Source organism: Microbacterium sp. PI-1 (assembly GCF_004337555.1).
Taxonomy (GTDB): Bacteria; Actinomycetota; Actinomycetes; order Actinomycetales; family Microbacteriaceae; genus Microbacterium; species Microbacterium aurugineum.
In genome coordinates, this window is the sequence record NZ_SJYZ01000027.1 from 16,016 (window position 1) to 39,673 (window position 23,658).

Consider the following 23,658-nt stretch of genomic DNA (forward strand, 5'->3'; position numbering starts at 1 on the left):
GTCTCAGCTGGCGATCGCGTGCCGGCGGCGCAGCTGCGCGATGAGAGCCTGGGTCTCGGGCTCGGGCTCGTAGTCCTCGTCGATCGCGGCAAGGCTCTGCTCGAGCTGGGTGATGAGACGCTCGACGCCGGCGAGATCTCCGGCCTGGTGCTCGGCGCGGAGGCCGTCGCGCCAGTAGATCTCGTTGACCGGGTCGACCATGCGCCCGATGGCGGACGCCAAGCGGGCCTGCCGGACCTTCCCGGCGGACAGGCTTCGGGTCGCTGCTTCGTGGGCGACGTCGCCGATCAGCGCGATCATCTCGTTGCGGAGCCGGTCGGCGAACACATAGCGCTTGTCGGGGACACCGCTGATCGGCTGCCCCTTGACCATGTCGAGCGCGGCGAGGAGCCGATCGGTCGACGTGGCGGAGATCTCGTCTCCGACGAGCTCGAGGAAGTCCTGCCAGTCGGAGCGGATGTCCTCGTGCAGGCGGTACTCGCCGGTGGTGATGTAGGGGACGTACCACTCGGCCTCGTCGTTCTGGCCGAGCCAGCGACGGGTCTTGGAGAGCAGGCCGTTGCGGTCGTCGTTCGCCTTCTTGCCGCTGGCGATCTGGCCGGGCCAGAACACGGCGTGTACCTGCTCGGCCGAAGCGTTCGGGGTGACCGAGAGGAAGGCCACGAGCTCGGTGCCGCGGCGCACGGCCGATCGCCACTGTGCTGCGGTGTTCGGGTTGACCGGGGCTTCGCCGCGCGCGCCTCTTACCTCGACGGTGCCGAGCATCTGCAGGTAAGGGCCGCGGTGCAGCGGTGTGATCGACGCCAGTGGCGTCTCGGCGTCGTCGGCCGCGGCCGCGGGGATCGTCTCGCCTTCCTCGCTGACGATGTCGGTCTCGGCCACAACGGGAGTGGGCTCGTCCTCGGCGGGCTCTTCGGCTGCATCGGTCTCGGCGGGGGCGTCGACGTCCTGGTGCAGCTCGGGCTCGAGTGCCTCGTCGTCGGCCGCGGCCGAGGGGATGTCGTCAAGCTCGAGCTCGTCGTCGAGAGCGACGCCGGTTGCTGCACCCTCGGTGGCGACGTCGAACAGGGCGAGGATCTCGTTGTACTCCTTCGCGCCGATCGTCTGCGGGGTGATCGGGATCGCGACGTCGGTGCCGGGGATCTCGAGCTCGGCGCGGCGGTCCTCGGTGAGTGCGAGGTTCCAGCTGCCGGTCAGGTGGCCGGCGCTGACGGCGGCGATGCCCACCCGCGGAAGGCGGGTGACGAGCTCGCTGATGGCATCCCGAGTCGCGTCGTCGGGGTTGTCGCCGAGGATGATGATCTCCGGCGCCCAGGCTTCGGCATAGGCGCCGGTGGTGCGGGCCTGCTCGAGCCCGTCGACGCCGAGCTCGGCAAGGGCCTGCTCCACCTCAGTCGCCTGCCCGCGCAGGTTGCGCAGCAGGGTCTCGGTGTCGCTGACGTGGCGGACGCGGCCGCTGCCAAGCGCGAGGGGCAGCCGGTCGCCGACGCCGACGAGAGTGACCTGCACGTCCTCGGACCAGGTGTTGGCAGCGAGCTCGATCGCGATCGCGGTTAGAACACCGCGGCGCTGCTCGCTGTTCGCACCCACGACGTTGAGAGCGCCGATGCGCTCGAGGTCGACGAAGATGTGGCCGTTGTTGTCGTCGTGGCCGAGCATGACCAGCGCCGGGTACGGGGCGGACGGGACACGGTCGAGGGGCTCGAGGTCGGTGAGGGCGACCATCCACGCCAGCTTGTCTTCGGGGTCGTACTGGGTGAAGGGGGCGGGCAGGTCGGTGGGCTCGTCGAGGTAGACCGCGACCGAGCTTTCGTCCAGGCGCAGCGCGTACAGCGCGGGGAGGCGGTTGCCGGTGTCCTGCGCCCAGACGGCCAGGTGACGCAGCGCGGTGTCGACGGCTTCGGCGCCCTGCGGGTTCTCGACGGCGCGCAGCTCAAGCTCTACGCTGGACACGGTTTCGTCCGGCATCGCGATCCGCTGGCGGGGCTTGCGTTCGCGGCGCTGACGCAGGCGGCGCCAGCCCAGCAGCGTGAGCAGGCCGGCGGCGAGGGTTGCACCGATACCGCCGACTGTGGCGACGTTGAAGTAGTCCTCGATGCCGGTGTCGTCGATCTCGGCCTGGTCGGCGTTGGCTGCCGGTGCCTGCGCCTCCTCGGACGTTGCCGGTGTTTCGGTGGTGGTGAAGCCGAGGCCGGCACCACTGGTGTCCTCGGCCGCGCCGGCTTCGCTCTCCTCGGCTCCGCCGGCTGCGTCGTCTGCCTGCTCGCCCGCTCCCCCGGCGCCGAGATCCGCGCCGGCGGCACCTTCATCGACCTCGGGCGAGGCGCCGGTGTCAGCTGCGCCACCGTCCTCGGGTGCGGGCGCCGGTGCGGGCGGGGTGACGGGGACGGTGTTGGCCGTGGGGATGCTGACTGTCTGCCCCGGGTAGATCCAGTTCGGGTCGGTGATCGTGGTGCCGTCCGGCTGGACGGTGCCCTTCGACGCCTCGAAGATCTCCGGGTAGCGCGCACCGTCACCGAGGGTCTCGGCCGAGATGTCCCAGAGGGTGTCGCCGGACTCGACCGTCCGCTGCTCGTACGAGACTTCGGTGGCGGTCGTCTCGGGGGCTGCTGCGGCCGGGGCCGGGGCGGAGGCCACGATAGCGTCCGCGGGGAGGGTCAGCACCCATCCTTCGTGCAACCAGCCGGACGAATCCAGGGCGCTGCCATCTGCCTGTGTGACTCCGATGTTGAGCGCGGAGATCTCGGTAGCGCGGGCGCGGTCGCCCAGCGTGGACTCCGCGATCCGCGCGAGCGTGTCGGAACCGGTCACGGTGTACTGCGGGCCGGCTGTGACGGGGGCTGCCTGCTCGGCGTCTGGCGTTGCGACCTCAGTCGAGACGACGGAAGCGCTCATCGACACCGAGGGTGTCGTCGGGACTTCGGCAGCGAAGGCGGTGGCGGGTGCGAACAGTGCGATCACCGCGGCGAGCAGACCGCCCATGACCTTCTGCTGCATGCCCAGGCCGGGGATCCGCGGCCGCGGCACACCGCGAAGCTGCGAGGGCAGCTCGGCGAGGAATCCCACCGCGAAGCTTACCCACGCGATCCAGGCCGCGATCGGCATGATCGTTCCGACGAGGAACGATCCGGTGTAGTCGGGCATCGTGAACGCGCTCACGAGCTCGTCCCACGACGGCAGCGGATTGCCGGCGAAGAACACGAGACCCGCGGGGATCCCGATCAGCAGCACGGCGAGCAGGATCAGCGACCCAATGCCCTTTCCGATGCGGTTCATGATGCCTCCGTGGGGTCAGGGGACGATGACGGTCTGCAGCTCGTTGACCTCGAGGTCAGCGGCGCTGTTGGTGGTCAGGTTGATGGTGCCGCCGGGGCCGGCCAGTGAGGTCCACGTCACTGTCCAGTTGGTAGTGGCCGTGACGATGAAGCGGTCGCCGGGCATCCGGCTCGACGTGGTCGTGTATTGATACCCGCAGGTGGGCGACGTCGTCATGCCGTAGCCGACGTTGTACGGGGTGCCCGTGTTGCCACAGGTGGTCGATGAGCCGTCACCCATCTGCCACCGGACGGACGTTGCCTGAGCAGTCGCGGTGATCGTCTGCCCGCCGAGCGTCGCCGTCTCCGAGTAAGGGCCCCAGGTGAGCGGCTGGGGGTTCTCCACCCAGAGCCAGATCGGGACGCCGACGTAACCGCGGCGGTGGCCCCACTCTGGGTTGACTTGGGGCGCCATGCCGATGTCGATGCCTCGCAGAGCGAAGGTGGAGATCAGCCTTTCGGCTGCGGCGCCGGGGGTGAGGACCTGCAGCCCGGGAGGAACAGTCTCGCTCCAGAAGTTGGTCTCCGTGCCCACACCCGGCGATCCCCCCGGTGTGGGGTTGAACATGATGCAACCGTAGTAGCCCGCCTCCTGCGAGTAGCCAGGGGGGCGTGCAGGCCAGACACCGTCCTTCATGAAGACGTAGCACTGGCGATTGTTCGACCAGTACGACGTCGAACCACCACAGTCGATGATCGCGTAGAAGCGCTGGTAGCTTCCGCCGTCAAAGACACGGATCTCGTCCTCAGTCCAACCCAGCTGCAGGAGGCCGGATTGGGAGTTTTCGTAGTAGCAAGTAGGGGCACCAGCGGTCCACCCGTTGCTGTCCGGGTTCGGTGCTGGATCCGAGGGTGCCGCGATCGTGATGTAGCAGACGGTGGTCTGGGGATCGCACCACACGCCATTCGCTGCGCTGGCAGGAGTGGTCATCGCCATGACCGATCCCGCGATCAATGCCATCGCGGCGATGGTGGCAGTAAGTAGTCGTCTCAGCATGCGATCTCCCGAGCCACAGTCAGCAGCTCTCCCCCAGGCTGATCAGGTCGTAGACCAGCCAGGTCTGACGCTCGCTGTCGTAGATCACCTGGTAGTCGAAGGTGGTCCGAGCGTCGGGACGTAGAGCTTCCGACCCATCACTCGCGAACACCTTGTATTCGCTCGCGTCCTGGCAAGCATTGATCGTCACCAGACCGTTCTCGACGTCCTCCCACGGCTGCCCGTAAGCCGAGAGAGTCTCGTACTTGATCGCGCCCTCAGTAGTTGCCGGGCCTTCGACATTGACCTGGTCGACGTTGAGAACCGGGCCCTCCGCGACGTATGCCGCATCCCTTACAGCAACGTCTAGTGCCTTGCCGGTCGCGAGTACTTCGAGAGAGGAGGTATCGGTACCTCCCGCCGCGTTGACTTCTCCGCGTGCGACCAAGTACTCAGTCAGGACGGAATCTGCAGCTGCGATCGCCTCGTCTTCGCTCGCAGGAGGCGGAACTTTCGTGCCGGCGGTAGACGTCGGCGTAGGGGTGTTGCTGGGGCTAGCGGTGGGGTTCGGGTTGCCGGTGCCCGTGCAGGCGGTCAGCGTCAGGGCGGCGGCGATGATGCCGGCGATGGCGATGCGCTTGATGCTCATGGGGGCTCCTATTGGGTGATCAGCTCAGCCGTGGCTGTGGCTTCGACGGGGAAGGCGATGGGGATGAAGACGGGACTGTAGTCGGTCAGGACGGTCACGGTGATCCGGTCGCCTGCGACCGAGACGTTGCCGCCGACTCCTGCTGCGGAGAGGTAGCCGTTGGCCGCGGTGACTGCCCGGTTGGTGTCGATCGCGGTGGTGCCGTCGATGATCGCGGCGCCGCTGACGGCGTTGGCTGCTGCGCGTGAGGCGCCGGCTGCGGTGGAGTAGGCCTGCTGGTTGGCTTGGACCTTCCCTGCGCCGTCGACGACGAGGCCGACGATCAAGAGGAAGCCGACAGTCATGATGACGAAGTAGATCGTCGCGACGCCGCTGTCGTCGCGGAGCTTGTCGCGCAGCTTCTGGATGGTGTTTCTCATCGGCGCTCCCTGTATGCGTCGACGGGCGAGACGGCGGTGCCGTTGAGGTCTCGGGTACCGGGCATCCCGATCATGGCCGCGTCGCTAAGGGCGACCGTGCAGGTAACGCTCGCGCTGACCTGGCCGGTGGTGCCGATGGGGGCGTTCAGACCGGATGCGTCGATGTTGACGCTGAGGGTGGTGCACTCAACGCCAGACTGGTTCATGGAGATCCGCGCCATGTCTTCCGCTGCGGCCTGGGCTTCGACGGCGGAGCGGGCGAGGGATGCTTCGCGCGCGGCAGCTGAGGCGGCGGACTCGACGGCGTTGCCGGCGAGTCCGAGTCGGCCGGCGGCTGCGAGCAGGACGAGCAGCGCGACGAGCGCGGGAGCGAGGATCGCGATCTCGAGACCGGCGGATCCGCGGTCGTCGCGGAGCTTGTCGAGGAAGGTGCGGATGTGACGCATCAGTCGACCCACCTTTCGACGGGTCCGGTCACGGTGACGTCGACGGCCGTGTTGAGGCCCGGGACGAAGCTGGGGGCGGTGCCGGTGACAGTGACGGTCACGGTTTCCGCACCGCGGTCGACGTCGACGGCGGCGCCGCTGATCGGGGTGCCGTTCTGGTTGATGACGGCGAGGCCGGCGGTCGTGCCGTCGCTGCTGCTGGCGTTGTACGAGCGCGCGGCGTTGTAGGCGCTGGTCGCTGCAGCGTGAGCGAGGTTGTTGGCGTGGAGGATGATGCCCAGGTGCAGGAAGAGCGCCAGCAGGAGCAGCAGCACGGGGGCGATGATCGTGTTCTGCAGCGTGGCCGCACCCCGATCACCGGCGAGCGCGTGGAGCATGCGCTGCCGGTGATCGGTGGTGGTGCGATCCATCTGCGAGTGGCCTTTCAGCCCGTGGGGATCTGGCCGGCGTAGGCGTTGATCGCGGCGACGATGATCACCACGACGGCGACTGCGGCGACTGCGATGCCTGCTGTCCAGATGACCTGCTCGAGGGTGATCGAGCCGCGCTCGGGCTCGTTGGTCAGGCGAGCCGCCCGCCCGCGCATGCGGGAGAGGAACTCTTTGCTCAGTGTCGACATGTGGTCCTGTTTCCTTTCACTTGGGGGTTGGGTGGTACTCGGTCTAATAGGTATAGGCCCCGGTTTGGGTGGTTCGCGGACATCGGTGGATTCCAACGTCTCAGAAGAATGCGTCGAGGACGAAGGGTGTTCCGAGGAGAAGCATGAAGAGAACACCTGTGAGCGTCATCGGGATCGTCATCTTGTTGGTCGCCTTGTTCGCCTCCGTTGCTTCGTCGTTCAGCAGTCGGTCGCGGAGGTTCTGCCCCCGTGCCCTGAGTGTCTCATATACCGACGCGCCTTGCTCCCCTGAGAGCCTGATCACCTTGGCAATTTCGCCGAGGTCGGGGACGTTGATTTCCTTGGAGAGCTGCTCGAGCGCGTCCCACGGGGCTACGCCGGCGTAGCGAGCTTCGGTGAGGGTCTGGCGGATCCGCACGAAGGCCCAGTTGCGGCCGACCTGCGCTGCGGACTCGAGGGCTTTCCCGGGAGGGGCGCCGCTGATGCGCTCGGATCCCACGAGCTCCATGTAGACGGCGACGGATCGGGAGAACTCGGTGCGTGCTTCCTGTGCCTGGTCGCGGACGAGGAGGTTGGGCAGGAACCAGCCGCCTAGGGCGAGCGGAAGTCCGAACAGCGCCGGGATGTAGAACGCGGTGATTCCGAGCACCTGGAAGATGAGGCCGAAAGCGATGGGTGCGAGCAGCCCGAGACTTGCGGAGAGCACCTTCTGGTACAGGTACCGGTTGACGCTCATTCCGATCAGTCGCAGGTCGGTGCTCGGGATCTTGAACGAGGGGCTGTCGCTGAATCGTCGGAGCACAGCTGATCCGACGCGGTTCTCGAAGGTAGCCGCGTGGGCGGTGTCCTGGGAGACGCTCGTGGTCCCGATCCGCTCGAGGGCGGCTGAGAGTCGTGGCTGGGTGGGGACGAGCGCTGCGACGACTAGGGCGAAGCCGAGGCCGACGAGGATGCCGGGCAGCACGATCAGGGCGAGGTTCACTTCTCACCAGCTTTCTCAGTGGGGACGAGCAGACGGGGCGCCGGTTCACCGCGGCTGATGCGCCGCATCCAGAGGAGGACGAGGGCGTAGGAGACGAGGTAGACGGCGAACAGGACTTGCCCGATCGGGGTGCCGTAGGGGGCGGAGTACTGCTGAGCGAGGACCAGGAGGATCAGCAGCGCGACGGTGAAGTAGACGACGAAACGGGCTTCGTTTCGAGGCGTGGCCCGGTCGGCTTCGATCTGCCGGCGCATCTTGACCCGCTCGAAGATACTCTTCGCGAGATCCTCGAGCGCGGCTGCGAGACCGGAGCCGCGCAGCTCGGCCTTGCGGAGCAGATGCATCACCAGGACGTCGGCGGTTTCGTCGTTGAGGTCGTCGGCGAACGCCTGCAACGCCGCGGTGGTTGTCCAGCGCGCATTCATGCGGGCGACCAGCTGCGTGACCTGGGGCCTGATGGGTTCGGGGCAGCTGCTCAGCGAGGCAGCGATCGTGCGCTCGAGCCCGGCGCCGGAGACGGTGAGACCGGCAAGGCTGCGGGTCCATGACTCGAGGGCATCGAGCTTGGCGATCGTTGCCTCCTCGGGGCCCTTCTGCAGCAACCAGGGCAGCCCGACCGCGGCCGCGGGGACGGCGAGAACCAGCAGCCACCACCCGGTGATGAGTGCGAAGACGAGGCCGACTGCAGCGCCACCGAGGAGCTGGATCTGCTGCGTCCGCGTCAGCTGGTGGGTTCTCCGTGCTTTCAGCGCCCGGCGGGTGGGCAGGCCCGCCTCGTTGCGGCGGCCGGCGAACCCCAGGATGACGAGGATCGCGCCGGCGACGGCGACGATGAGGCTCAGGGCGAGTGTCGCGTTGGTAGCCATGTCACACTCCGAGGTTGCTGGGGTCGAAGCCGTGGAACTTGAGATCCTCGAGCAGTCGGGGAGACGGCATGTCCGCGGGGATGAGAGTGGTGGTCGACCGGTCGAAGCGGAACACCTGAGAAGCGACGGGCCGGGAGTTGTTCTGCTCCTCGCCCGGCAGAATCTCTGCGATTTCGGTGACGATGCGTCGAGGCTTCCCGGTGGCCGGGTCGATGATCTTGGAGATCTGCACGACGATCTTGATGTTCTGCTCGATCATTCGGTAGGCGTACACCGGGGTCGTGTTGTTGCCGCGGGAGAGCATGAGCGCGGACATGCGGTCGATCGAGTCGTCGGCGCTGGCGGCGTGCAGAGTGGACAGCGAGCCCACACCGGACTGCATGGCTTGCATCATGGCGTAGATCTCGGGCCCGCGGACCTCACCGACGATGAATCGCTGAGTATCCAGCCGCAGCGTGTCGTACACCAGGTCTTCGGGCGTGATCTCGCCGGGTAGGCGACCATCGGCGCCACGCTCCCCCTCCCCCGGCTTCGCCTCGAGGGCTACGACGCGGGGGTGACGGTCCTTGATCTGGTGCAGGTACAGCTCCCGCTCCATCTCGATCGTGACGATCTTCTCATCGGCCGGGATGCAGTCGGCGAGGGCGCGGAGAAGGGTGGTCTTGCCGGCACCGGGGAATCCGCTGGTGACCACCGAGACGCCGGCGATGACGGCGGCACGAAGGAACGCTGCAGCCGGGCGGGTAAGGGTGCCGTGCTCGACGAGCTGGTCGAGGGTGACGTCGACGAGGCGGTGGATACGGATGACGATGGTGGGCCGTGTGGCGACGGGCTCGGCGATCGCCGCCAGGCGGGCACCGCCAGGCAGATCCATGTGCAGGCGCGGGCGCGCGCTGGTGAAGGACCGGCCGCCCTCGCCGGAGCGGGAGGCGAGCATGTTGATCTCGCGCTCGAGCTCGCGGTCGTTCGCGGCGATGGGGTAGCCGTACTTCTCCACTCGCCCGTCCGCGTAAGAGATCCAGACATCGTCGTATCCGTTGATGTGGATGTTCTCGACGCCGGGCTCGTCGACGAGCGGCTGCAGCCGGCCGAGCCGGAACAGCTGATCGAAGACGGCCTGCCGGATGGCGTTCTGCATCGGCGCTTCCCAGCGCTGCTCCCCCGGCCGACGGGTCTGCTCGTCGACGCGGGCACGGACGCGGTCGACGATGTGATCCTGAGCCATCTGCTCGCGCTGCTCGTTGTCGATGTCCATCGACTCGCTGAACACGGCAGCGAGCTCGCGGGAGACCTCGTCGCGGATGATCGCGATCTCGTCCCACGGAAGGTCGCTGCGGGAGTCGAGGGTGGTGTCGAACACGGCGGGTGCCGGCGGCGGTGTGGGCGTGGCGGTGGTCGGTGGGCTGGGCGGAGCGGTCGCTTCCGGTGCCTGCCGCTGCGCGGCGCGAGTGAGGCGTGCAGCGGCGTGCTCGATGTTCGGAAGGCCGGGGGCAGGCTGCTGCGCGGGCCGCGAGGGCTGAGCGAAGAACGGCAGGCTGCTGAGGTCGGCGGGGTCGGGCGTGGAGTCGCTCATGACTGTGCCTCCCAGTTGTCGGCGGTCGAGTAGGTACGGGTGTTGAGCACGTCGCTGTAGCTGTGCAGCAGGGCGCCGATAGCTCGTGCGTAGGCGGTGCGGTCGCCGCGCGCCGTGGGGGCTCCGAGGGCGTAGATCGCAGCTCCTCGGGGATCCCACGGGATGGTGCCGAGGAGGTTGATGCCGATCTGCTTGGTGACCTCCTTGACCGGCCAGGTCTCCTGTGTGGTCGCGCGTTCGACGAGGGCGAGGTCCACATATCCGCTGTGGCCGATGTCGTTGAGGGCTGTCATCAGCCACTCCGGGACAGGGTTGTGGTTGTCGTCGAGGGAGCGCCAGTGGGAGAGGATGCTGGCCACGGCGGGGAGCGTGCGGTCGGAGAACAGGGTGATGCTGTCGGCTTCGCGGATCAGCGGAAGGCGGGCGTCGTTGGTGTGGAGGCGCCCGCCGTCGATGAGGATGTCGTAGCCGGCGGCTTCGTAGGGGCGCAGCGCGTCGACGAGCGATCGCCAGAAGTGCGCTCCGGCTCCGGCGGCGCCTTGGAGGCTCTTGAACCCGGGGATCAGCACCTTGTTCTCGCTGATCTCGACGGTCTGCTCCCACAGCTTGTCCGGCGTGAGAGCGCCGTACTGGTCGGCGACGGCAGCTTCGGTGAGACCGGTGCTGTGGTACACCTGGCCGCGCAGTGCACCCGGGATGATGCTGCTGGTCTTGCTGGTGTCCGCCTCGACGAGGATGGCGGGTTTGGGCCAGTTGAGAGCGAGCGCGCAGGCAGCAGCGGTCACGCCTGGGGCGCCGGCTGTGCTGGCAAGGAAGATGATCGCCATGCGGGTTACTCCCCCGTCGAGTCGATGATCAGCGCGACGCGGCCGGTGGCGGCGCGTGCGGCGATGTCAGGCGCTTCCCGGTCAGGCACGATGAGGTCGACAACCCACACCTGGGTCTCGGCGACGTAGGTCGCGGTGAAGACCGTGGCGTCGAAGCTCTGCGGGGTTTCGACGGGCGGGTCGCCCTGGGTGACCGGGGTCTCCACGATGCGGACGTTATCACCGGCGGCGAGCTGGTATCCGGGCATCTGCGCCTGGGTGAGCGTCACTCCGACGATGGATGATCCCTCAGGGACGGGGAGGGTGTCGCCGGTGTTGGCGGACGTGATGAGCGTGCCGGCGGGAAGGTCGACCAGCGCGGTCGTGCCGACGATGTCTGCAGCGTCGGCCGCGGTGATCGCGTCGACCTGCTGCCCGCCAGCGAGCTGGATGGTGGTGAGGTCCTCGGTGGTGATGGTCTCGCCGCGGGCGATGTCGGTGTCGGTCGCCATCACGCTGACGGTGCGGGTGAGGTTCGTGGTGACCCACCAGACTCCGACGCCGCCGAGTAGAGCCAGGGCGACGCCGAGAGCGATGAGAACAGGCCGGCGCCGTGACTGGGTGGGTCGCAGAACTGCGGCCTGTCGGGCGGTGGGCTGTTCGGTCGTCTCAGTGTCCTTCTGGGTTCGCTTGGACTTGCGGTCGGTGGTGGTGGTCATGGTTCTCAGCTCTCGTTGATGGGCGGAAGGAATGCCTCGTAGGCGGTGATGATGAGGAGATTGCGGGAAGGTGCCTTGAGCTCGGCGGTGATGGAGTCCAAGACCTTGCGGTTAGTGGGGCTCACCCGCACGGTGTGCTTGATGCGGGGTTCTCCTGAGCTCACCGGCGCGGGTCGGCTGGGTCGGGCGAACAGGGATGCTCGCTCCTGCGGTTCCTCGGCGGCGTCACCGGAGGTCGCCTTCTCGATGAGCTCGGGCAGCTGGTGGTAGGTCGCCTCGAGCGCGTCGAGGAGCACCGTCTGGTGGCTCTTGCGGGTCTTCGTCATGTAGGCCTGCAGCCGGTCGTTGAGCGAGGTGGGCAGGTGTACGGGAACGCCCTTGCTGGCCGTTTCGCGGGACTCCCCCGCTGCGGCATCGGAGTCCCCCGGCGTCGAGTCGGCGACAGGCTGCGTTTCGCGCTTTCGCGGCGCCGGCGCCTTCGGCTCGCTCGAGACAGCAGCTGCGGGAGCGGTGGCCTGCTCGGGGGCTTCGTTGCCCTGTGCCGTGTCGTCGAGCTCTGCGGTGTCGGCTGCCGGCGTCGGCGCAGGCGTCTTGCGGGTGAGCTTGGTGAGATCCTGACGAGCCATGATCAAGCGCCCTTCTTCTGGTTGGCCCACAGCGACGTCAGCTCGAAGGCGACGCTGCTGTAATCGAAGATCGCGGCCTGGTTGGCTCGCGTATCGGTGTACTGCGTGACGACTTTCCCGTCGAAGGGCGCGTCCTCGACGCTGGCCGACAGACGGATGTGGTTCTTGAACCGGGGCAGGCCGGTGACGCCGTCGATGAACTCCCCACGGTCGAGCAGCTCTTCCCAGTCCTCGAGGCGCCGGCCCCCACGGCGCCGGTCGATTTTGTTCAGCAGGAGCCGGTAGTCAAGGCCAGCCGGTAGGACGTGTTCGACGAGGGTGTCGGTGACAGACTCGATCGCCATGGTCGCGGCCTCGAGCGGCAGCACGACGAAATCAGAGACGCGCAGGACGGCGGAGAGAACACCGGTGTTCTCGTGACTGCCGGGGGTGTCGATCAGGACGACGTCGTAGTCGTCAAGGTTGCGCAGTCCGATGATGTTGTCGGGGTCGACGTCTGCGGCGAAGTCGAAGGGAAGGTTGTCCCCCGCTCGCTCCGCCCATCGCGCAGCTGACTGCTGCGGATCGACGTCGACGACGATGACGTTGTTTGCGCGGGCGAGTGCCGCTGCGAGGTTCATGGCGGTGGTGGTCTTGCCGACCCCGCCCTTCTGACCGACGACGGCGATGATCCTCACGAGAGGCCTCCGACGCGGGAGTGTGCATCCGCTGTAGCGGCGCTATGCGGACGGGAGCTATGCGCAGGGGCTGCGCGATGCGTGTGCAACATCAGCGGGTACATGGGCGCAAGTATAGCGTGACATTCACGCCAATATGCAACAACTAATGCGCATGTCGTCCGCACTAATTCCGCTATAACGTGCACAGGTGTGGTGATCGACCGGCGCGCTACTAGCACAAGAACAGCGCTACGCATCCGCCAATCAAGCGCATGAGACTGCGCACAGCACGCGCTGATAATGCGAAGGGGTAGCGCACGACGTTGCACTCGTATAGGCGCAAGAGTTGCGCAGATATAGCGGAAGTACGGCCATGTACTAGCGCAGCGGGAGCGCAATACCAGCGGAGATATCGCGAGCATGCGGCGACGGATATTGCACGGAGTATTGCGCCGGTTATTGCATGCTTCGAGCACGAGCCTTGCGGCCGGTGCATCGAGCTTATCGCCAGAGTGGAGCGGGGTGCATGCTGCGGGTGTGGCGTGGGTGAAGCGTCGGGCCGCTACGAGTGCCCGGCCCGAGCGGGGTGAGTGCGATGCGACGGGGATCATCAGGATCGAATGCACCCTGAGAGCCGCTGTAGCGCCCGCTGAGAGGATTTTGACCATGGATCCGAGTCTCTGGTGCCGTAAATGGGCGACAGAGCCCCTGGGGGCCATCCAGGGGCTCTGTCAGTTCGGGGAGTCTGAGGGTGGCGTTGCGTAGCTAAGGCGAGTGGCGCTCAGCTACGGCGGGGTGCGTAGGAGACCTTTGCCTCGAGGTCACCGGAGACGGCCCGCATGAGCTTCGTGCGGATGCGGCAGACGCGACGGTTGAGGGTCTCGCGGGAGACGCCCAGCTCGTCGGCTGCGGCATCCCGGGCCGCACCGGGGTCGCCCTCTGCGAGTTCGATGCGCGCGAGAAGCTGGACCTCGTCGCGGCGCAGCACGTTCGCGTCGATCGCCCAGGTGAGGATCGTGACCAGATCGCGGAAGACGTCGTCGGTCTCGTCGGCGCCGGCGATCTTCTCGAGGACCTCGTCCTCGACGGCGAGTGCGTCGACGCTCGCCTCGCTGCCATAGGCGCGTCCCAGCGCCTTGATCGTCTCGAGCCGGATGTTGCCGGAGACCGAGCTGACGCGGTTCAGCGGGTAGGTGTGTATGACTTCCCAGAGCACGCCGATCGTCGCGGTGCGTGCATCGGCGGGGGAGTGGTGCCACATCGACCGCATGGCCGAAACGCTCGAGGGGAGTCGCAGTGCCAGAGGCATGAACGACTTGAGGAGCACTCTGCCGGCGAAGGTGTCGCCGGCGTGCTCGAGGCGGAGCAGGGCGATGAGGACGGCGTCTCGCTCGTCGTTCATCTGGGGGTGGCGGATGAGGGCAACGGCCTCGTCGCCGGTGAGCTCGCCGAGCTCCCCGAAGTGGTGGGTGGTGTGCGAGTGGATGGCGTTCCACTCGTCGAACAGCTGATCGGCAAGAGGTGAAGTCTTCGCCCAAGCAGTCATGAGAAATGGCCCTTCGTCGTGACGTCGGTTGACGAAGGGCCACGTTCCTCAGCACCCCTGGTTCAGATCCTGGAAAACCGTGCGGGGCCGTGGGCGCCTCTCAGGACGACCCGTGTGCGGCCTCCTGTTCCAGGTCTGGAAAAGCCGGTAAAACACCAGGCCACAAGCATTTCCTTGCCTTGCTGTACGTCCGCAATATCCGCGCAAGAATTCTTCGTCCTGCGATGTCCGCGAAGGGCCCGAAGTCGGGCCTATACCCATATGCCACCCCGATCTGGGTGGAGGACACAGGGTCTTCGGAAGGGACAAGACGTGAGCGAGAGCAGCACCGCGGACGACGCGATGTGGGAAGGGTTCAAGCCGGATGCGGCACGCGCCATCCGCGCTCGGCAGGGCTTCGAGGAGGCGGTGGCGGGGACGCTTGATCGTCCCTTCGACCCGTCTACCCACGGCCGCGTGATCGCTGCTGTCGAGGAGTTGCGTGATGCCGTGCCCGCAGCGTTGCGGGTTGCGCAGCTGCAGCCGAGAGGGGGTGCGTGATGGTTCGTGAGAAGCGTGAGAAGACGCCGAAGGAGGCGAAGCAGAAGCGGGTTCCCGAGGCCAAGGGCAGCAGCTGGACGCATGGCCGGCAGATGGGTGGTCGAGTGCTGACGGCTGCGCTATTCGTGGCGATCGCCTGCGGCCCGGTGGCGCTGTTCGCTGCAGCGACCCGCCCTCCTGCCGTGGTGGCCGCGTCGACGCAGGCGCAGGTCGCCGGGCTCGATGCACAGCAGCAGGCTGCCGGCGACTACGCGCTCGGCTTCGTGGGCTCTTGGCTCGGCGCGACGAAGAGCGAGCCGGGCGACCTGGGAACCTACGTCGACCTCGGATCACTGCGGCAGATGTCGGACCAGCCGTGGGAGTACCGCGACCTCGGTATCGCATCCATCACCCCCGTCGAGGGGACGAGCTTCGTCAACGTCGTCGTCGCCGCCAACGTCAAGGAGCTCGCCGTGAGCGACTCGTCGGACGGGAGCACCACGGCGTGGCCACGTCGCTACTACCAGGTTGCGATCGCGGTCGGCAGCGACGCTCTGCGGGCTGTGGGGCTGCCGGCGCAGGTCGCCGCTCCTCTGCAGGGGTCCACGACTGCTCTGGTCTACAACCAGTCGATCAGCTCGTCGGATCCCGCGGCGGAGACGGTGAGCGCGTTCCTTGGGGCGTACCTGGCAGGATCCGGGGATCTCTCCCGTTACAGCGCACCTGGTACGGACTTCACGGCCGTCACGCCGGCGCCCTACGTCAACGTAAGCGTCGAGGAGCTCCGCTCAGACGTGATGCCCGAGGACGTTCCCTCCGATGGGTCGACCGTGAAGGTGCTCGCCACCACGACCCTGATGAGTCCCCTCGAGCAGCAGCTGACGTCGACGTACTCGCTCACCCTCACCGCGCGCGCCTCCCGCTGGGAAGTCAGCGCCATTGATCTTGCACCGCAAGCGGCCTCCGAGAGGTCGGCCACACCCACCCCCACGCCGACGCCTACCGGCTCCGGCAAGTAACGAAAGGAAAGCCCCCTCATGGGATTCTTCGACTGGATCAACGGGATCGTCGCTGACGGCACGACCGCCTTCCGAGGCCTCGTCGTCCTGGTGGCCGCGATCGTGTTCTTCGTCGTCGCCGCCAAGGTGAAGTTCGCCGTGGCGACGACGATCATCACCGGCCTGCTGTGCGGGTTCGCGATGTTCCTCGCTCTCGGCGGCGGCGAATGGGTCATGACCCTCATCCAGGGTGAGACCGTCAACGCCCTGGGTACAACCGTTCACCAGATCGCAGCGCCGGATGTGCTGGTGCTCGACGAGAGCATCACCGCGACCGGCGACGCGGTCTATCGGCTGAGCGCTTAAGGGGCAGCTGTGGCCGAGCACGACGAAGAGAGAGAGGTTGCGCGGTTCTACACGCGCAGCCGCCGGTTCCCGAAGTTCATCGGCCGTCTCCACGACGGCACGAAGATCCCCGGGGGCCCCTACACGCTGACCCAGGGAGTGGTCCTCGCGATCGTCCTGGTCGGCGCGCTTCTGACGCAGCGAGTGTGGGGGACTGGCTCTCCGATCGTCGACATCCCCCTCGCTGCCGCCGTGTCCTGGGCTGCAGCATGGGGAGCCGGACGGATCCCCGCCACGCGCCGGAACATGCTCAGCGTGATCAGCAGCGGCCTCGCCGCGATGACACGCCCCGCTGCGGGCCGGTACCGCGGGACCACCATGCGGGTCCGCCCACCGCACTTCGCGGGAGGCAAGACCACGATCGCCGAGCCTGTCACGGCCACGCTCGCCCTCAACGAGGACATCACCACAGCACCCGAACCGGCAGCACCCGTTGCGGCGCAGCCGGTGACCCCGCAGCGTTCGACGCCGCTGCCCGCCCGTACACCCGCGCATGCGGTCAGCGGCGTCGAACGGCTGCTGCAACAGGCCCGAGGAGGGGATGGGCGATGACCGAGACCTCACCCGCTCCCCTCACCGAACCGACCGACTGAAAGACGAGACGACGATGCAGATTCCCGCGACAGCCATGACAGCCAACCTCATGTGGACGCGCTCGGGCGTGGTCTGGGCGACGTGGCGGCTGCAGCCGCTTCCCTACGCCTACGGCACCGCCGCGACCAAGCAGCTCGTCAAGGCCCACCACCAGGCCCTCTTCCAGGCCCACCGCGGCGAGGGGCTCCTGCTCGGCCTGTGCGCGGATCTGGACCCTGTCGCCATCGTCGAGCGCATGCTGGACGGTGTTCGCATCGACGAGTGCCCCGACTGGGCGCGAGAGGTTGAGCTGACCCTGGACGCGCTCGAGCAGATCCCGCTCGGAACACGCGCGTTCTGGTTCTCCGTACCACTGGCGGCAGGATCCGTGAAGGCTCGTGCGATGTCCGCACTGCGGGCAGCGGACACCAAGCTGCGCGACAGCCTCGCGCTGCCCCGACAGCTGCCGTCCGACGCCGAGATCGCAGCAGTGGCTCAGATGGCGAAGGAGATCGAGGTCCGCATCCCCTCGGCTTTCCAGCCGACTCGCGCAACCCCGGCCGAGCAGATCTGGATCGCGCTGCACTCACAGCAGCGCGGCCTCGCCGTCGACACCGCCGCACCGGTCCCGCCGGCACAGGGAGCTGACGACGACGGCTTCACCGCCGATGACCTCGCACATTTCCAGATGCCATCCTCGATGCCCAACCCCTGGATCGACGAGGGCGGGCAGAGCGACATCAACCCGAAGTCCGGGCAGCAGTTCCTCCCGTTCAAGCGCCGCTACGTCAAGGTGCACAGCCCCTACGCCGACGAGGCGTCCTCCTACCAGGTGATCCAGGCGCTCGTGGGAGCGCCCAAGGCCGGCTGGGTCTCTCCCGGGGTGGAGTGGATCTCGCACGTCGACCAGCTCCCCCTCGACGTCGACTGGGCCGTGCGGCTGACCGTCACCGGCGCCGACGAGGTCAAGCGCCGCAACAAGAAGGCCGAATCCGCGCTCGAGGAGCAGTACAAGCACCAGGAGGGAACCGCCACCATCACCGGCGGCGGCAACGACCTGGGCGAGATCGCGGAGACCCTCGCGGCGTACCACGCCTCGCTCAACCGCTCGGACAAGGAGGTCGAGGTACAAGCGACGATCCTGCTCGCAGTCGGCGCCGACAGCGCCGACCTCGCCAAGGCGAAGGCCCGGTTCGTCGCCGACGAGTACAAGCGCGCAGACTTCCTCCTCGAGGCTCCGCTGGGAGGTCAGGAAGAGCTCTGGTGGGCGATGCTCCCCGGCACCGCCACCGGCCGCATCGTCCGCGAGCTCACCCAGATCACCACCGGCCGCGAATTCGCCACCAGCGTCCCCCTGGTCAGCAACGAGCTCGGCGACGAGAAGGGCGCCCGATTCGGCGAGAACATCTCGACGGCACGGCACACCCCGATCCTCCGAGACGCAGACGGCAGCATTCAGGCAGACACCAGCGCCAGCTTCGGCGTCGTGGCAGAGCTCGGCGCCGGCAAGAGCGTGCTCCTCAAGTGCGACATGGGCGACACCGTCGACCGCAACGGCCGCGTCGTCGCGATCGACCGCACCGAATCCAAGGAGTACGCGACCTTCGCGCAGAGCCTGCGCCCCGACACCACCACGATCGTCGACCTGATGGCCCCGGAGTACTCGCTGGACCCGCTGCGCGTCTTCGGGCCCCGTGTGGGTGCGCGCATGGTGCAGAGCCTCTTCGCGGTCATGCTCGGCATCCGCGCCCGCGACTCCCGCGGTGTCGCTCTGTCCCGGCTGCTCGAGCCGGAGTACGTCGCCGCCCACGACATCACCAGCCTCGGCCGGCTGACCGCGCACCTCAAGAGCATCACGTCCCCCGAGAGCGACGAGCTCGGCGGGCTCATCAACCTGGTTGCCTCCAAGGACATCGGCGAAGTGCTCTTCGACGACGGGCTGCCCGCCGTCAACCTGGACTCCCGCGCGATCGTGTTCCTCACCCACGGGCTGTCGCTGCCTGACAAGACCGAGCTCGAGCACGCGCACCTGTTCGACGAGATGCCCCTGGAAAAGATCTACGGCCGCGCCATGTACGCGATGCTCATGGGGATCTCGCGCGAGGTCTGCTTCATGAACCCGCGCGAGCTCGCCGGCGCCTACTTCGACGAGACACACCACATCACTCAGTCACCCGAGGGTGAGCGAGACCTGCGCATCGGGATCCGCGACGGACGCAAGCACCGCGCCTACTTCGCCCTCGGCTCTCACGACCCCGCCGACTTCGGAGAGACGCAGACCCGCGGTCTCCTCAAGACCCGCTACGTCATGCGACAGACCGACAAGGATCTCGCCCGTCGTGCGATCGAGTGGCTGACTGGCGAGCCCGCCGACGCAACCATGGTGAAGGTCGTCACCGAGGATCTCTCGCCACTGGGCCCGGATGGAAAGGTCGCCGCCGACCGGCGCGGCGAGGGCCTCGTGCGTGACCAGCGCGGCCGGATCGGGAAGTTCCGCAAGACTCTCCCCGAGCGTCCCGACCGCCGCGAAGCCGTACTGTCCACGCCGTCCTTGGTGGCACCATGATCACCTTCTACCGGCATACCTTCGCAACCCTCGGCGGCGCGTTCTGGCGCGTCCGTTTCTGGGCACACGAGCACCCTTGGTGGACCCGCATCCTCGCCGTCGTCTTCGTCGACGTGTTCCTGATCCTGTTCGGCAACACGTACTGGGCCTATGCCGCAGACGGCGCCGGCGCGGCACCGTTCCTGCTCGGCGGCGACATCACCGACAGCGGGGGAGTACCGCTGTCCTCCTACACGGTTCTCCCCCTCGATCGCGGCGACATCTTCAACTGGGGCAAGGCCTTCATCGCCGCATGGCTGGACCCGATCTGGACCGGGCACCTGGGCTTGGTGTCGTGGATGATCTGGTTCTGCAACTGGCTGCTGTCCTTCGAGTGGGTCGGAGTGATCGCGGCTCCCTTCGGGGCACTGGCCGACGTCGTCGAGGGGTTCCTGGGCGAGATCAACTGGATCCCGTTCGCACTGATGATCGCGGGCGGCATCGCCGGCATCGCGATCATGCTCGGCCGACACTCCACCGGGTGGGCAGAGATCGTGATCTCCGCGACGTGCGCCGTCCTCGCCACCGGCCTCCTCGCCAACCCCGTCGCCAGCCTCACCGCCGCCGGCGGCGCCCTCGACACGGCGCAGGACTACGGCGGGCAGATCGCCGCGGCCGTCGTCAGCGACGACATCAACAACACCACCCTCGACTCCGAGAACATGCTCAGCGCGGCAGTGTCCTCTCAGCTGGTCGACATCTTCGTGAAGATCCCCGCCCAGACGATCGCCTTCGGCCACGCCCTCGAGGGAGCCTGCGCCAGCACGTTCACCGAGACGATGACCAGTTCCGCGCCCATCAACACCGGTGGCAACGAGGTCCGCGACGCCGTCGGCGCCTGCGACGAGGCCGCGAAGACGTACAACCAGAACCCCAACTTCGGCCAGGTGGCCACCGCGGTCACGATGACTCCCGGCGCCCTGGCGCTGTTCCTCCTGCCGATGGCATTCGGGGTGCTGTTCCTGGTGACGGTGATCGGCTTCCTCATCGCAGCCCTCAAGACGATGTGGAACGTCTACATCGGCATCCTCCCGATCAACCGCTACCCGCTGTGGAAGTCCCTCGCGGACACCTTCATGGGGCTGGTGGCGATCGTCTTCATGGCCGTGGTGATGGCTGCCGTGCTCAAGCTGACCGTCGCCATCATCACCGGTCTGAGCGGACTCGGGATCCCGGTCGTCGCGCAGATGGGATTCGCGACGCTGGTGATGTGCGTGCTGGTCTTCATGCTCGTCCGCGCGAAGCGAATGGCGAAGAAAGCCGGGCGGTCGATGGCCGAGCAGCTGTCAAAGTTCGGCATGGGCAAGGGTGGCGCCGCCGAACGGGACGGCGTCAAGGCCGTCGCAGCGATGAGTGCGGTGTCGACCGTCGCGGCCGCGGCGCTGCGCCGCCCCGACCGGAACATCGACGCCCGCTCGATCAACTTCGGCCCTGCCGCGGCGCAGGACATCGGCACAATGACCGCCACGCGCGCTCCTGCGCCCTCCACGCCGCCCGTGGCGCCCCCCGGAGGCTCCTCTGGCCGCGCGGCGCTGCCGCCGTCTCAGCGCGGCCCTGGTGGGGCAGGAGCGGCAGGGGCTGCAGCTACGGCCTCCAAGACCGCAGATCTCATCTTCACTAGTGCGCGCATTGCCAAGGGCGCGGCCGCCGGCGGCGTCGCAGGAGCTGCCGGCGCAGCCGCGATCGAGGTCGGAGGCCGGGTGGCGCAGAAGAGCGCCGGCAAAGCGATCACGGCCGGTGCCTCCGCAGTACAGGGCGGATCTCACCGGGCAGCCGAGGAGCCCCGGACGACGTCGACGAAGGTTGTACCGCTGGTGGTGGAGCCCACCCCGCCGACGCGAACCCCGCGGACGCCGGACGCGCCCCGCCGGATCGTCGTGGATTCGACTGGCATGGGACACATCGAGCGTCGTCCGGTCGGGGGAGTCGTCGACATCTCCTCACTCGCGGCACGCGGAGCTCGTTCGCCGCGCAGCGCCGAGCTGCGCAGCCGGCTCGCCATCACCCGGGGGTGAGCTGACGGATGTCCACCACCCTCGAGCGGCCCGCCGCGCCCAGTGACTTGCCTGGCGTCGACGCGGAGGGCGAGCCCCGCGGTTCGCGCAAGGTCATCCTGTGGGTTGTCGCCTTGATCCTCGTGCCCGTGGTGCTCTTCGGCGGCTACACCATGTTCATCATGGTGCTGCTGGGCAGCAGCATGGGTTCCGGATCTGGCGAATGCACCACCACGGGAACATCGCCGACGAGCTCGCTCGAGGTAGAGACCACCGGAGGCTCCAAGCGCACCCTCGGACCCACTGAGCTCAACCACGCCGCAACCATCCTCTCGATCGCGCGTTCCCTCGGCGTCTCGGTCAAGGGCCAGCAGATCGCGATCATGACCGCGCTGCAGGAGTCGGGGCTGAAGATGTACGCCAACTCGAGCGTGCCGGCATCACTGGACTACCCACACGATGCAGTTGGCAGCGACCACGACTCCGTCAACTTCTTCCAGCAGCGCGTCTCCGGGTGGGGAACCGTTGCAGAGCTCATGGACCCGACCTACGCCACCAAGGCGTTCTTCGGTGGCCCCGAGGGCCCCAACCAGGGCTCACCGCGCGGCCTGCTGGACGTTCCTGGGTGGGAGAGCATGCCGCTCGGCAAGGCCGCGCAGACCGTGCAGGTCTCGGCCTACCCCGATGCCTATGACAAGTGGGAGACGGCCGCACAGCAGATCATCACCGCGGTCGGAGGCTCGGTCAGCTGCGAGGGCGGCACCGTCGTCGGACAGGCTGCCTACCCGATGGATCCCGGCTACCAGATGACGTCCGGCTACGGCCCCCGTGAGGTCACGGTGCCGGGCGCCTCGAGCTGGCACGCCGGCATCGACCTGCAGCAGTGGCCCGGGCCGTGCGGCGACCCCGTCTACGCGGTCCTGCCTGGCACGGTCACGCTGAGCAGCACGTTGTGGCTGTCGATCCGGCACCCAGACGGGTTCACTGTGAGCTACCTCCACATGTACAAGAGCGAGCGCCTGGTCGACGTCGGCGACGAAGTCACCGCCGGCCAGCAGATCGGCGTCACCGGCAACGTCCCACCGAGCGGTGGCTGCCACTTGCATCTGGCTGTCAGCACCACGGGCAACACCAACCCCGCGGTCGCGCAGCTGACCACGGCCGGCTCTCTCGGTGCGCCGGCAATGTACGCAGACTTCGTGAACCCCGAGGAGTTCCTGCGGCTTTACGGCATCGAGGTCTGCCCCGCAGACGGGACGTGCCGGCGGCTCTGACCCCCCTGGAAACAGCGGGAATGCGGGCCGGAAAGCACACGCGGCCGCAACGCCGACAGGTATGGTGAGGGAACCCGACGCCCCTAGAAACCGGGGCAACTCATCATTTCCAGTCTGCGATTCGTGCCAACAAGAGACGTCAACGCCGCCGAAGAACCCCCGCGCCCCGCTGGCCGAGCATCGGCCACTGGGTATCGCTCGTTCTCGTACTTCATCCCCACCGCGCTGCACACGCGGCTCAAAGCCGCGTGGTGGGCGACGCGGGACGAGGCTGAGGGCGCTCCCTCTCTGGCGGGCCTCGTCGAGGTCGCCTTTGCGCGCGAGGCATGTCGCCTCGAGGAGACCTTCAACGGTGGCGAGCCCTTCCCGTCATCCCCGGCTCGCGCGCAAGGGGTGAACCCTCGGGGTGCCACCGGGTACGCCCATCAGGCGTACTACCTTCCCGTCGATCTACACGCCCGGCTCAAGGCCGCGTGGTGGGCGACGCGGGACGAGGCTGAGGGCGCTCCCTCTCTGGCGGGGTTGGTCGCGGCATCCTTCGAGCGTGAAGCGGATCGGCTCGAGCATCTCTACAACGAAGGAGCGCCCTTCCCGCCGGCGCCGGCGCGAGCTCGAGGGATCAGTCGTGCTGCAGCGCAGCGGCAAGGGGACTGGCTACGCGGTGAATGGGAGCGGCGCCGGGAGATTCAAGCGCAGCGCTCGAGCACGCCATCCGACGTCGACGAGTGATCCACGCTGCCCGCTGAGGCAACGATGACGCCGATCTCGGCGTGTGCGTGGCGATGTTCCGCTGATATGCGCCGCGATATTGCGCCATAACTGCGCGACCTCGACGTCTGGAAATAGCTACAGGGGGGAGGGGTTCAGCCCGTGCCGACAACCGTGCCTGCGGCAGAACGCCGTTCGGGCTGATCCTATCACCCGTGTCAAGCGGGGGGCATGCGCGATGGTTGCGTGGGTATTTGTCCGATCTCACGAAAAGTGTCGGAGTCTCACGAAGGCTGTCGGAGAGTCTCACGAAAGTGTCGGAGTCTCACTAGACGTGTCGGAAGAGCGGCGTGTCGACCAGCCTCGTTGGGTGCCGGACATA

Annotated in this window: 23 protein-coding genes; 8 read left to right on the forward strand and 15 right to left on the reverse strand. The window is 67.5% G+C overall.

Features of this window, described 5'->3' with window-relative positions:
* Positions 1–3: 3 nt before the first annotated feature.
* From E0W80_RS16500 to E0W80_RS16570, 15 genes are all read right to left on the reverse strand, one after another.
* Positions 4–3,276: a LysM peptidoglycan-binding domain-containing protein gene (locus tag E0W80_RS16500; RefSeq protein WP_067119846.1), complete on the reverse strand. Its 3,273-nt coding sequence runs from the start codon at positions 3,274–3,276 to the stop codon at positions 4–6.
* Positions 3,277–3,291: 15 nt separating this feature from the next.
* Complete coding sequence (locus tag E0W80_RS19440) at positions 3,292–4,275, reverse strand: hypothetical protein (protein WP_231880320.1); 984 nt, start codon at positions 4,273–4,275, stop codon at positions 3,292–3,294.
* 55 nt (positions 4,276–4,330) lie between these two features.
* A complete protein-coding gene (locus E0W80_RS16510; protein ID WP_067119843.1) occupies positions 4,331–4,939 on the reverse strand; it encodes a hypothetical protein in 609 nt (202 codons plus the stop codon).
* A gap of 8 nt (positions 4,940–4,947) precedes the next feature.
* Positions 4,948–5,358: a pilus assembly protein TadG-related protein gene (locus E0W80_RS16515; protein WP_067119840.1), complete on the reverse strand. Its 411-nt coding sequence runs from the start codon at positions 5,356–5,358 to the stop codon at positions 4,948–4,950.
* Complete coding sequence (locus E0W80_RS16520) at positions 5,355–5,804, reverse strand: hypothetical protein (protein ID WP_067119837.1); 450 nt, start codon at positions 5,802–5,804, stop codon at positions 5,355–5,357. The genes E0W80_RS16515 and E0W80_RS16520 overlap by 4 nt, the downstream gene beginning before the upstream one ends.
* Positions 5,804–6,214 (reverse strand): TadE/TadG family type IV pilus assembly protein, encoded by a 411-nt coding sequence (locus E0W80_RS16525; protein WP_082914386.1) that lies wholly within the window; start codon positions 6,212–6,214, stop codon positions 5,804–5,806. Before E0W80_RS16525 ends, E0W80_RS16520 begins: the two co-directional genes overlap by 1 nt.
* A gap of 14 nt (positions 6,215–6,228) precedes the next feature.
* Complete coding sequence (locus E0W80_RS16530; protein WP_067119834.1) at positions 6,229–6,423, reverse strand: hypothetical protein; 195 nt, start codon at positions 6,421–6,423, stop codon at positions 6,229–6,231.
* 100 nt (positions 6,424–6,523) lie between these two features.
* Positions 6,524–7,405, reverse strand: coding sequence for a type II secretion system F family protein (locus E0W80_RS16535; protein WP_067119831.1), 882 nt, complete (start codon positions 7,403–7,405; stop codon positions 6,524–6,526).
* Complete coding sequence (locus tag E0W80_RS16540; protein WP_082914385.1) at positions 7,402–8,271, reverse strand: type II secretion system F family protein; 870 nt, start codon at positions 8,269–8,271, stop codon at positions 7,402–7,404. The genes E0W80_RS16535 and E0W80_RS16540 overlap by 4 nt, the downstream gene beginning before the upstream one ends.
* Position 8,272: 1 nt before the next feature.
* Positions 8,273–9,844 (reverse strand): ATPase, T2SS/T4P/T4SS family, encoded by a 1,572-nt coding sequence (locus E0W80_RS16545; RefSeq protein WP_067119828.1) that lies wholly within the window; start codon positions 9,842–9,844, stop codon positions 8,273–8,275.
* Positions 9,841–10,671, reverse strand: coding sequence for a hypothetical protein (locus E0W80_RS16550; protein WP_067119825.1), 831 nt, complete (start codon positions 10,669–10,671; stop codon positions 9,841–9,843). Before E0W80_RS16550 ends, E0W80_RS16545 begins: the two co-directional genes overlap by 4 nt.
* Before the next feature lie 5 nt (positions 10,672–10,676).
* On the reverse strand, positions 10,677–11,369 hold the full coding sequence (locus tag E0W80_RS16555; RefSeq protein ID WP_067119823.1) for an SAF domain-containing protein: 693 nt from the start codon (positions 11,367–11,369) through the stop codon (positions 10,677–10,679).
* 5 nt (positions 11,370–11,374) lie between these two features.
* Positions 11,375–11,995 (reverse strand): hypothetical protein, encoded by a 621-nt coding sequence (locus E0W80_RS16560; protein WP_067119821.1) that lies wholly within the window; start codon positions 11,993–11,995, stop codon positions 11,375–11,377.
* Positions 11,996–11,997: 2 nt separating this feature from the next.
* A complete protein-coding gene (locus E0W80_RS16565) occupies positions 11,998–12,672 on the reverse strand; it encodes a ParA family protein (RefSeq protein WP_082914384.1) in 675 nt (224 codons plus the stop codon).
* Between the two features lie 763 nt (positions 12,673–13,435).
* A complete protein-coding gene (locus E0W80_RS16570) occupies positions 13,436–14,200 on the reverse strand; it encodes a hypothetical protein (protein ID WP_067119819.1) in 765 nt (254 codons plus the stop codon).
* A gap of 312 nt (positions 14,201–14,512) precedes the next feature.
* Between E0W80_RS16570 and E0W80_RS16575 the strand changes: the two genes are divergently transcribed.
* From E0W80_RS16575 to E0W80_RS16610, 8 genes are all read left to right on the forward strand, one after another.
* The gene (locus E0W80_RS16575; RefSeq protein ID WP_067119817.1) at positions 14,513–14,740 is read left to right on the forward strand and encodes a hypothetical protein; all 228 of its coding nucleotides are present in this window, start codon (positions 14,513–14,515) and stop codon (positions 14,738–14,740) included.
* Positions 14,740–15,738 carry a conjugal transfer protein gene (locus E0W80_RS16580; protein WP_067119816.1) on the forward strand — a complete coding sequence of 333 codons (999 nt, stop codon included), beginning with the start codon at positions 14,740–14,742 and terminating at the stop codon, positions 15,736–15,738. Before E0W80_RS16575 ends, E0W80_RS16580 begins: the two co-directional genes overlap by 1 nt.
* An 18-nt stretch (positions 15,739–15,756) precedes the next feature.
* Positions 15,757–16,083, forward strand: a complete 327-nt coding sequence (locus E0W80_RS16585; protein ID WP_067119814.1) for a hypothetical protein — start codon at positions 15,757–15,759, stop codon at positions 16,081–16,083.
* A gap of 9 nt (positions 16,084–16,092) precedes the next feature.
* On the forward strand, positions 16,093–16,674 hold the full coding sequence (locus E0W80_RS16590) for a hypothetical protein (RefSeq protein WP_067119811.1): 582 nt from the start codon (positions 16,093–16,095) through the stop codon (positions 16,672–16,674).
* Positions 16,675–16,729: 55 nt separating this feature from the next.
* Positions 16,730–19,261: an ATP-binding protein gene (locus tag E0W80_RS19445; RefSeq protein WP_231880319.1), complete on the forward strand. Its 2,532-nt coding sequence runs from the start codon at positions 16,730–16,732 to the stop codon at positions 19,259–19,261.
* The gene (locus E0W80_RS16600; protein ID WP_067119805.1) at positions 19,258–21,315 is read left to right on the forward strand and encodes a hypothetical protein; all 2,058 of its coding nucleotides are present in this window, start codon (positions 19,258–19,260) and stop codon (positions 21,313–21,315) included. Before E0W80_RS19445 ends, E0W80_RS16600 begins: the two co-directional genes overlap by 4 nt.
* Positions 21,316–21,323: 8 nt before the next feature.
* Positions 21,324–22,568: a M23 family metallopeptidase gene (locus E0W80_RS16605; protein WP_067119802.1), complete on the forward strand. Its 1,245-nt coding sequence runs from the start codon at positions 21,324–21,326 to the stop codon at positions 22,566–22,568.
* 123 nt (positions 22,569–22,691) lie between these two features.
* Positions 22,692–23,297, forward strand: coding sequence for a hypothetical protein (locus tag E0W80_RS16610; RefSeq protein ID WP_131494144.1), 606 nt, complete (start codon positions 22,692–22,694; stop codon positions 23,295–23,297).
* Positions 23,298–23,658 lie beyond the last annotated feature (361 nt).

Excerpts from the sequence above, each read along its gene's own strand:
- E0W80_RS16545 (WP_067119828.1), bottom strand. The coding sequence starts at position 9,844 with ATGAGCGACTCCACGCCCGACCCCGCCGACCTCAGCAGCCTGCCGTTC.
- E0W80_RS16585 (WP_067119814.1), top strand. The coding sequence starts at position 15,757 with ATGGGATTCTTCGACTGGATCAACGGGATCGTCGCTGACGGCACGACC.
- E0W80_RS16525 (WP_082914386.1), bottom strand. The coding sequence starts at position 6,214 with ATGGATCGCACCACCACCGATCACCGGCAGCGCATGCTCCACGCGCTC.
- E0W80_RS19440 (WP_231880320.1), bottom strand. The coding sequence starts at position 4,275 with ATGGCATTGATCGCGGGATCGGTCATGGCGATGACCACTCCTGCCAGC.
- E0W80_RS16580 (WP_067119816.1), top strand. The coding sequence starts at position 14,740 with ATGGTTCGTGAGAAGCGTGAGAAGACGCCGAAGGAGGCGAAGCAGAAG.
- E0W80_RS16555 (WP_067119823.1), bottom strand. The coding sequence starts at position 11,369 with ATGACCACCACCACCGACCGCAAGTCCAAGCGAACCCAGAAGGACACT.
- E0W80_RS16560 (WP_067119821.1), bottom strand. The coding sequence starts at position 11,995 with ATGGCTCGTCAGGATCTCACCAAGCTCACCCGCAAGACGCCTGCGCCG.
- E0W80_RS16530 (WP_067119834.1), bottom strand. The coding sequence starts at position 6,423 with ATGTCGACACTGAGCAAAGAGTTCCTCTCCCGCATGCGCGGGCGGGCG.
- E0W80_RS19445 (WP_231880319.1), top strand. The coding sequence starts at position 16,730 with ATGCAGATTCCCGCGACAGCCATGACAGCCAACCTCATGTGGACGCGC.
- E0W80_RS16605 (WP_067119802.1), top strand. The coding sequence starts at position 21,324 with ATGTCCACCACCCTCGAGCGGCCCGCCGCGCCCAGTGACTTGCCTGGC.
- E0W80_RS16500 (WP_067119846.1), bottom strand. The coding sequence starts at position 3,276 with ATGAACCGCATCGGAAAGGGCATTGGGTCGCTGATCCTGCTCGCCGTG.
- E0W80_RS16550 (WP_067119825.1), bottom strand. The coding sequence starts at position 10,671 with ATGGCGATCATCTTCCTTGCCAGCACAGCCGGCGCCCCAGGCGTGACC.
- E0W80_RS16515 (WP_067119840.1), bottom strand. The coding sequence starts at position 5,358 with ATGAGAAACACCATCCAGAAGCTGCGCGACAAGCTCCGCGACGACAGC.
- E0W80_RS16510 (WP_067119843.1), bottom strand. The coding sequence starts at position 4,939 with ATGAGCATCAAGCGCATCGCCATCGCCGGCATCATCGCCGCCGCCCTG.
- E0W80_RS16600 (WP_067119805.1), top strand. The coding sequence starts at position 19,258 with ATGATCACCTTCTACCGGCATACCTTCGCAACCCTCGGCGGCGCGTTC.
- E0W80_RS16570 (WP_067119819.1), bottom strand. The coding sequence starts at position 14,200 with ATGACTGCTTGGGCGAAGACTTCACCTCTTGCCGATCAGCTGTTCGAC.
- E0W80_RS16540 (WP_082914385.1), bottom strand. The coding sequence starts at position 8,271 with ATGGCTACCAACGCGACACTCGCCCTGAGCCTCATCGTCGCCGTCGCC.
- E0W80_RS16520 (WP_067119837.1), bottom strand. The coding sequence starts at position 5,804 with ATGCGTCACATCCGCACCTTCCTCGACAAGCTCCGCGACGACCGCGGA.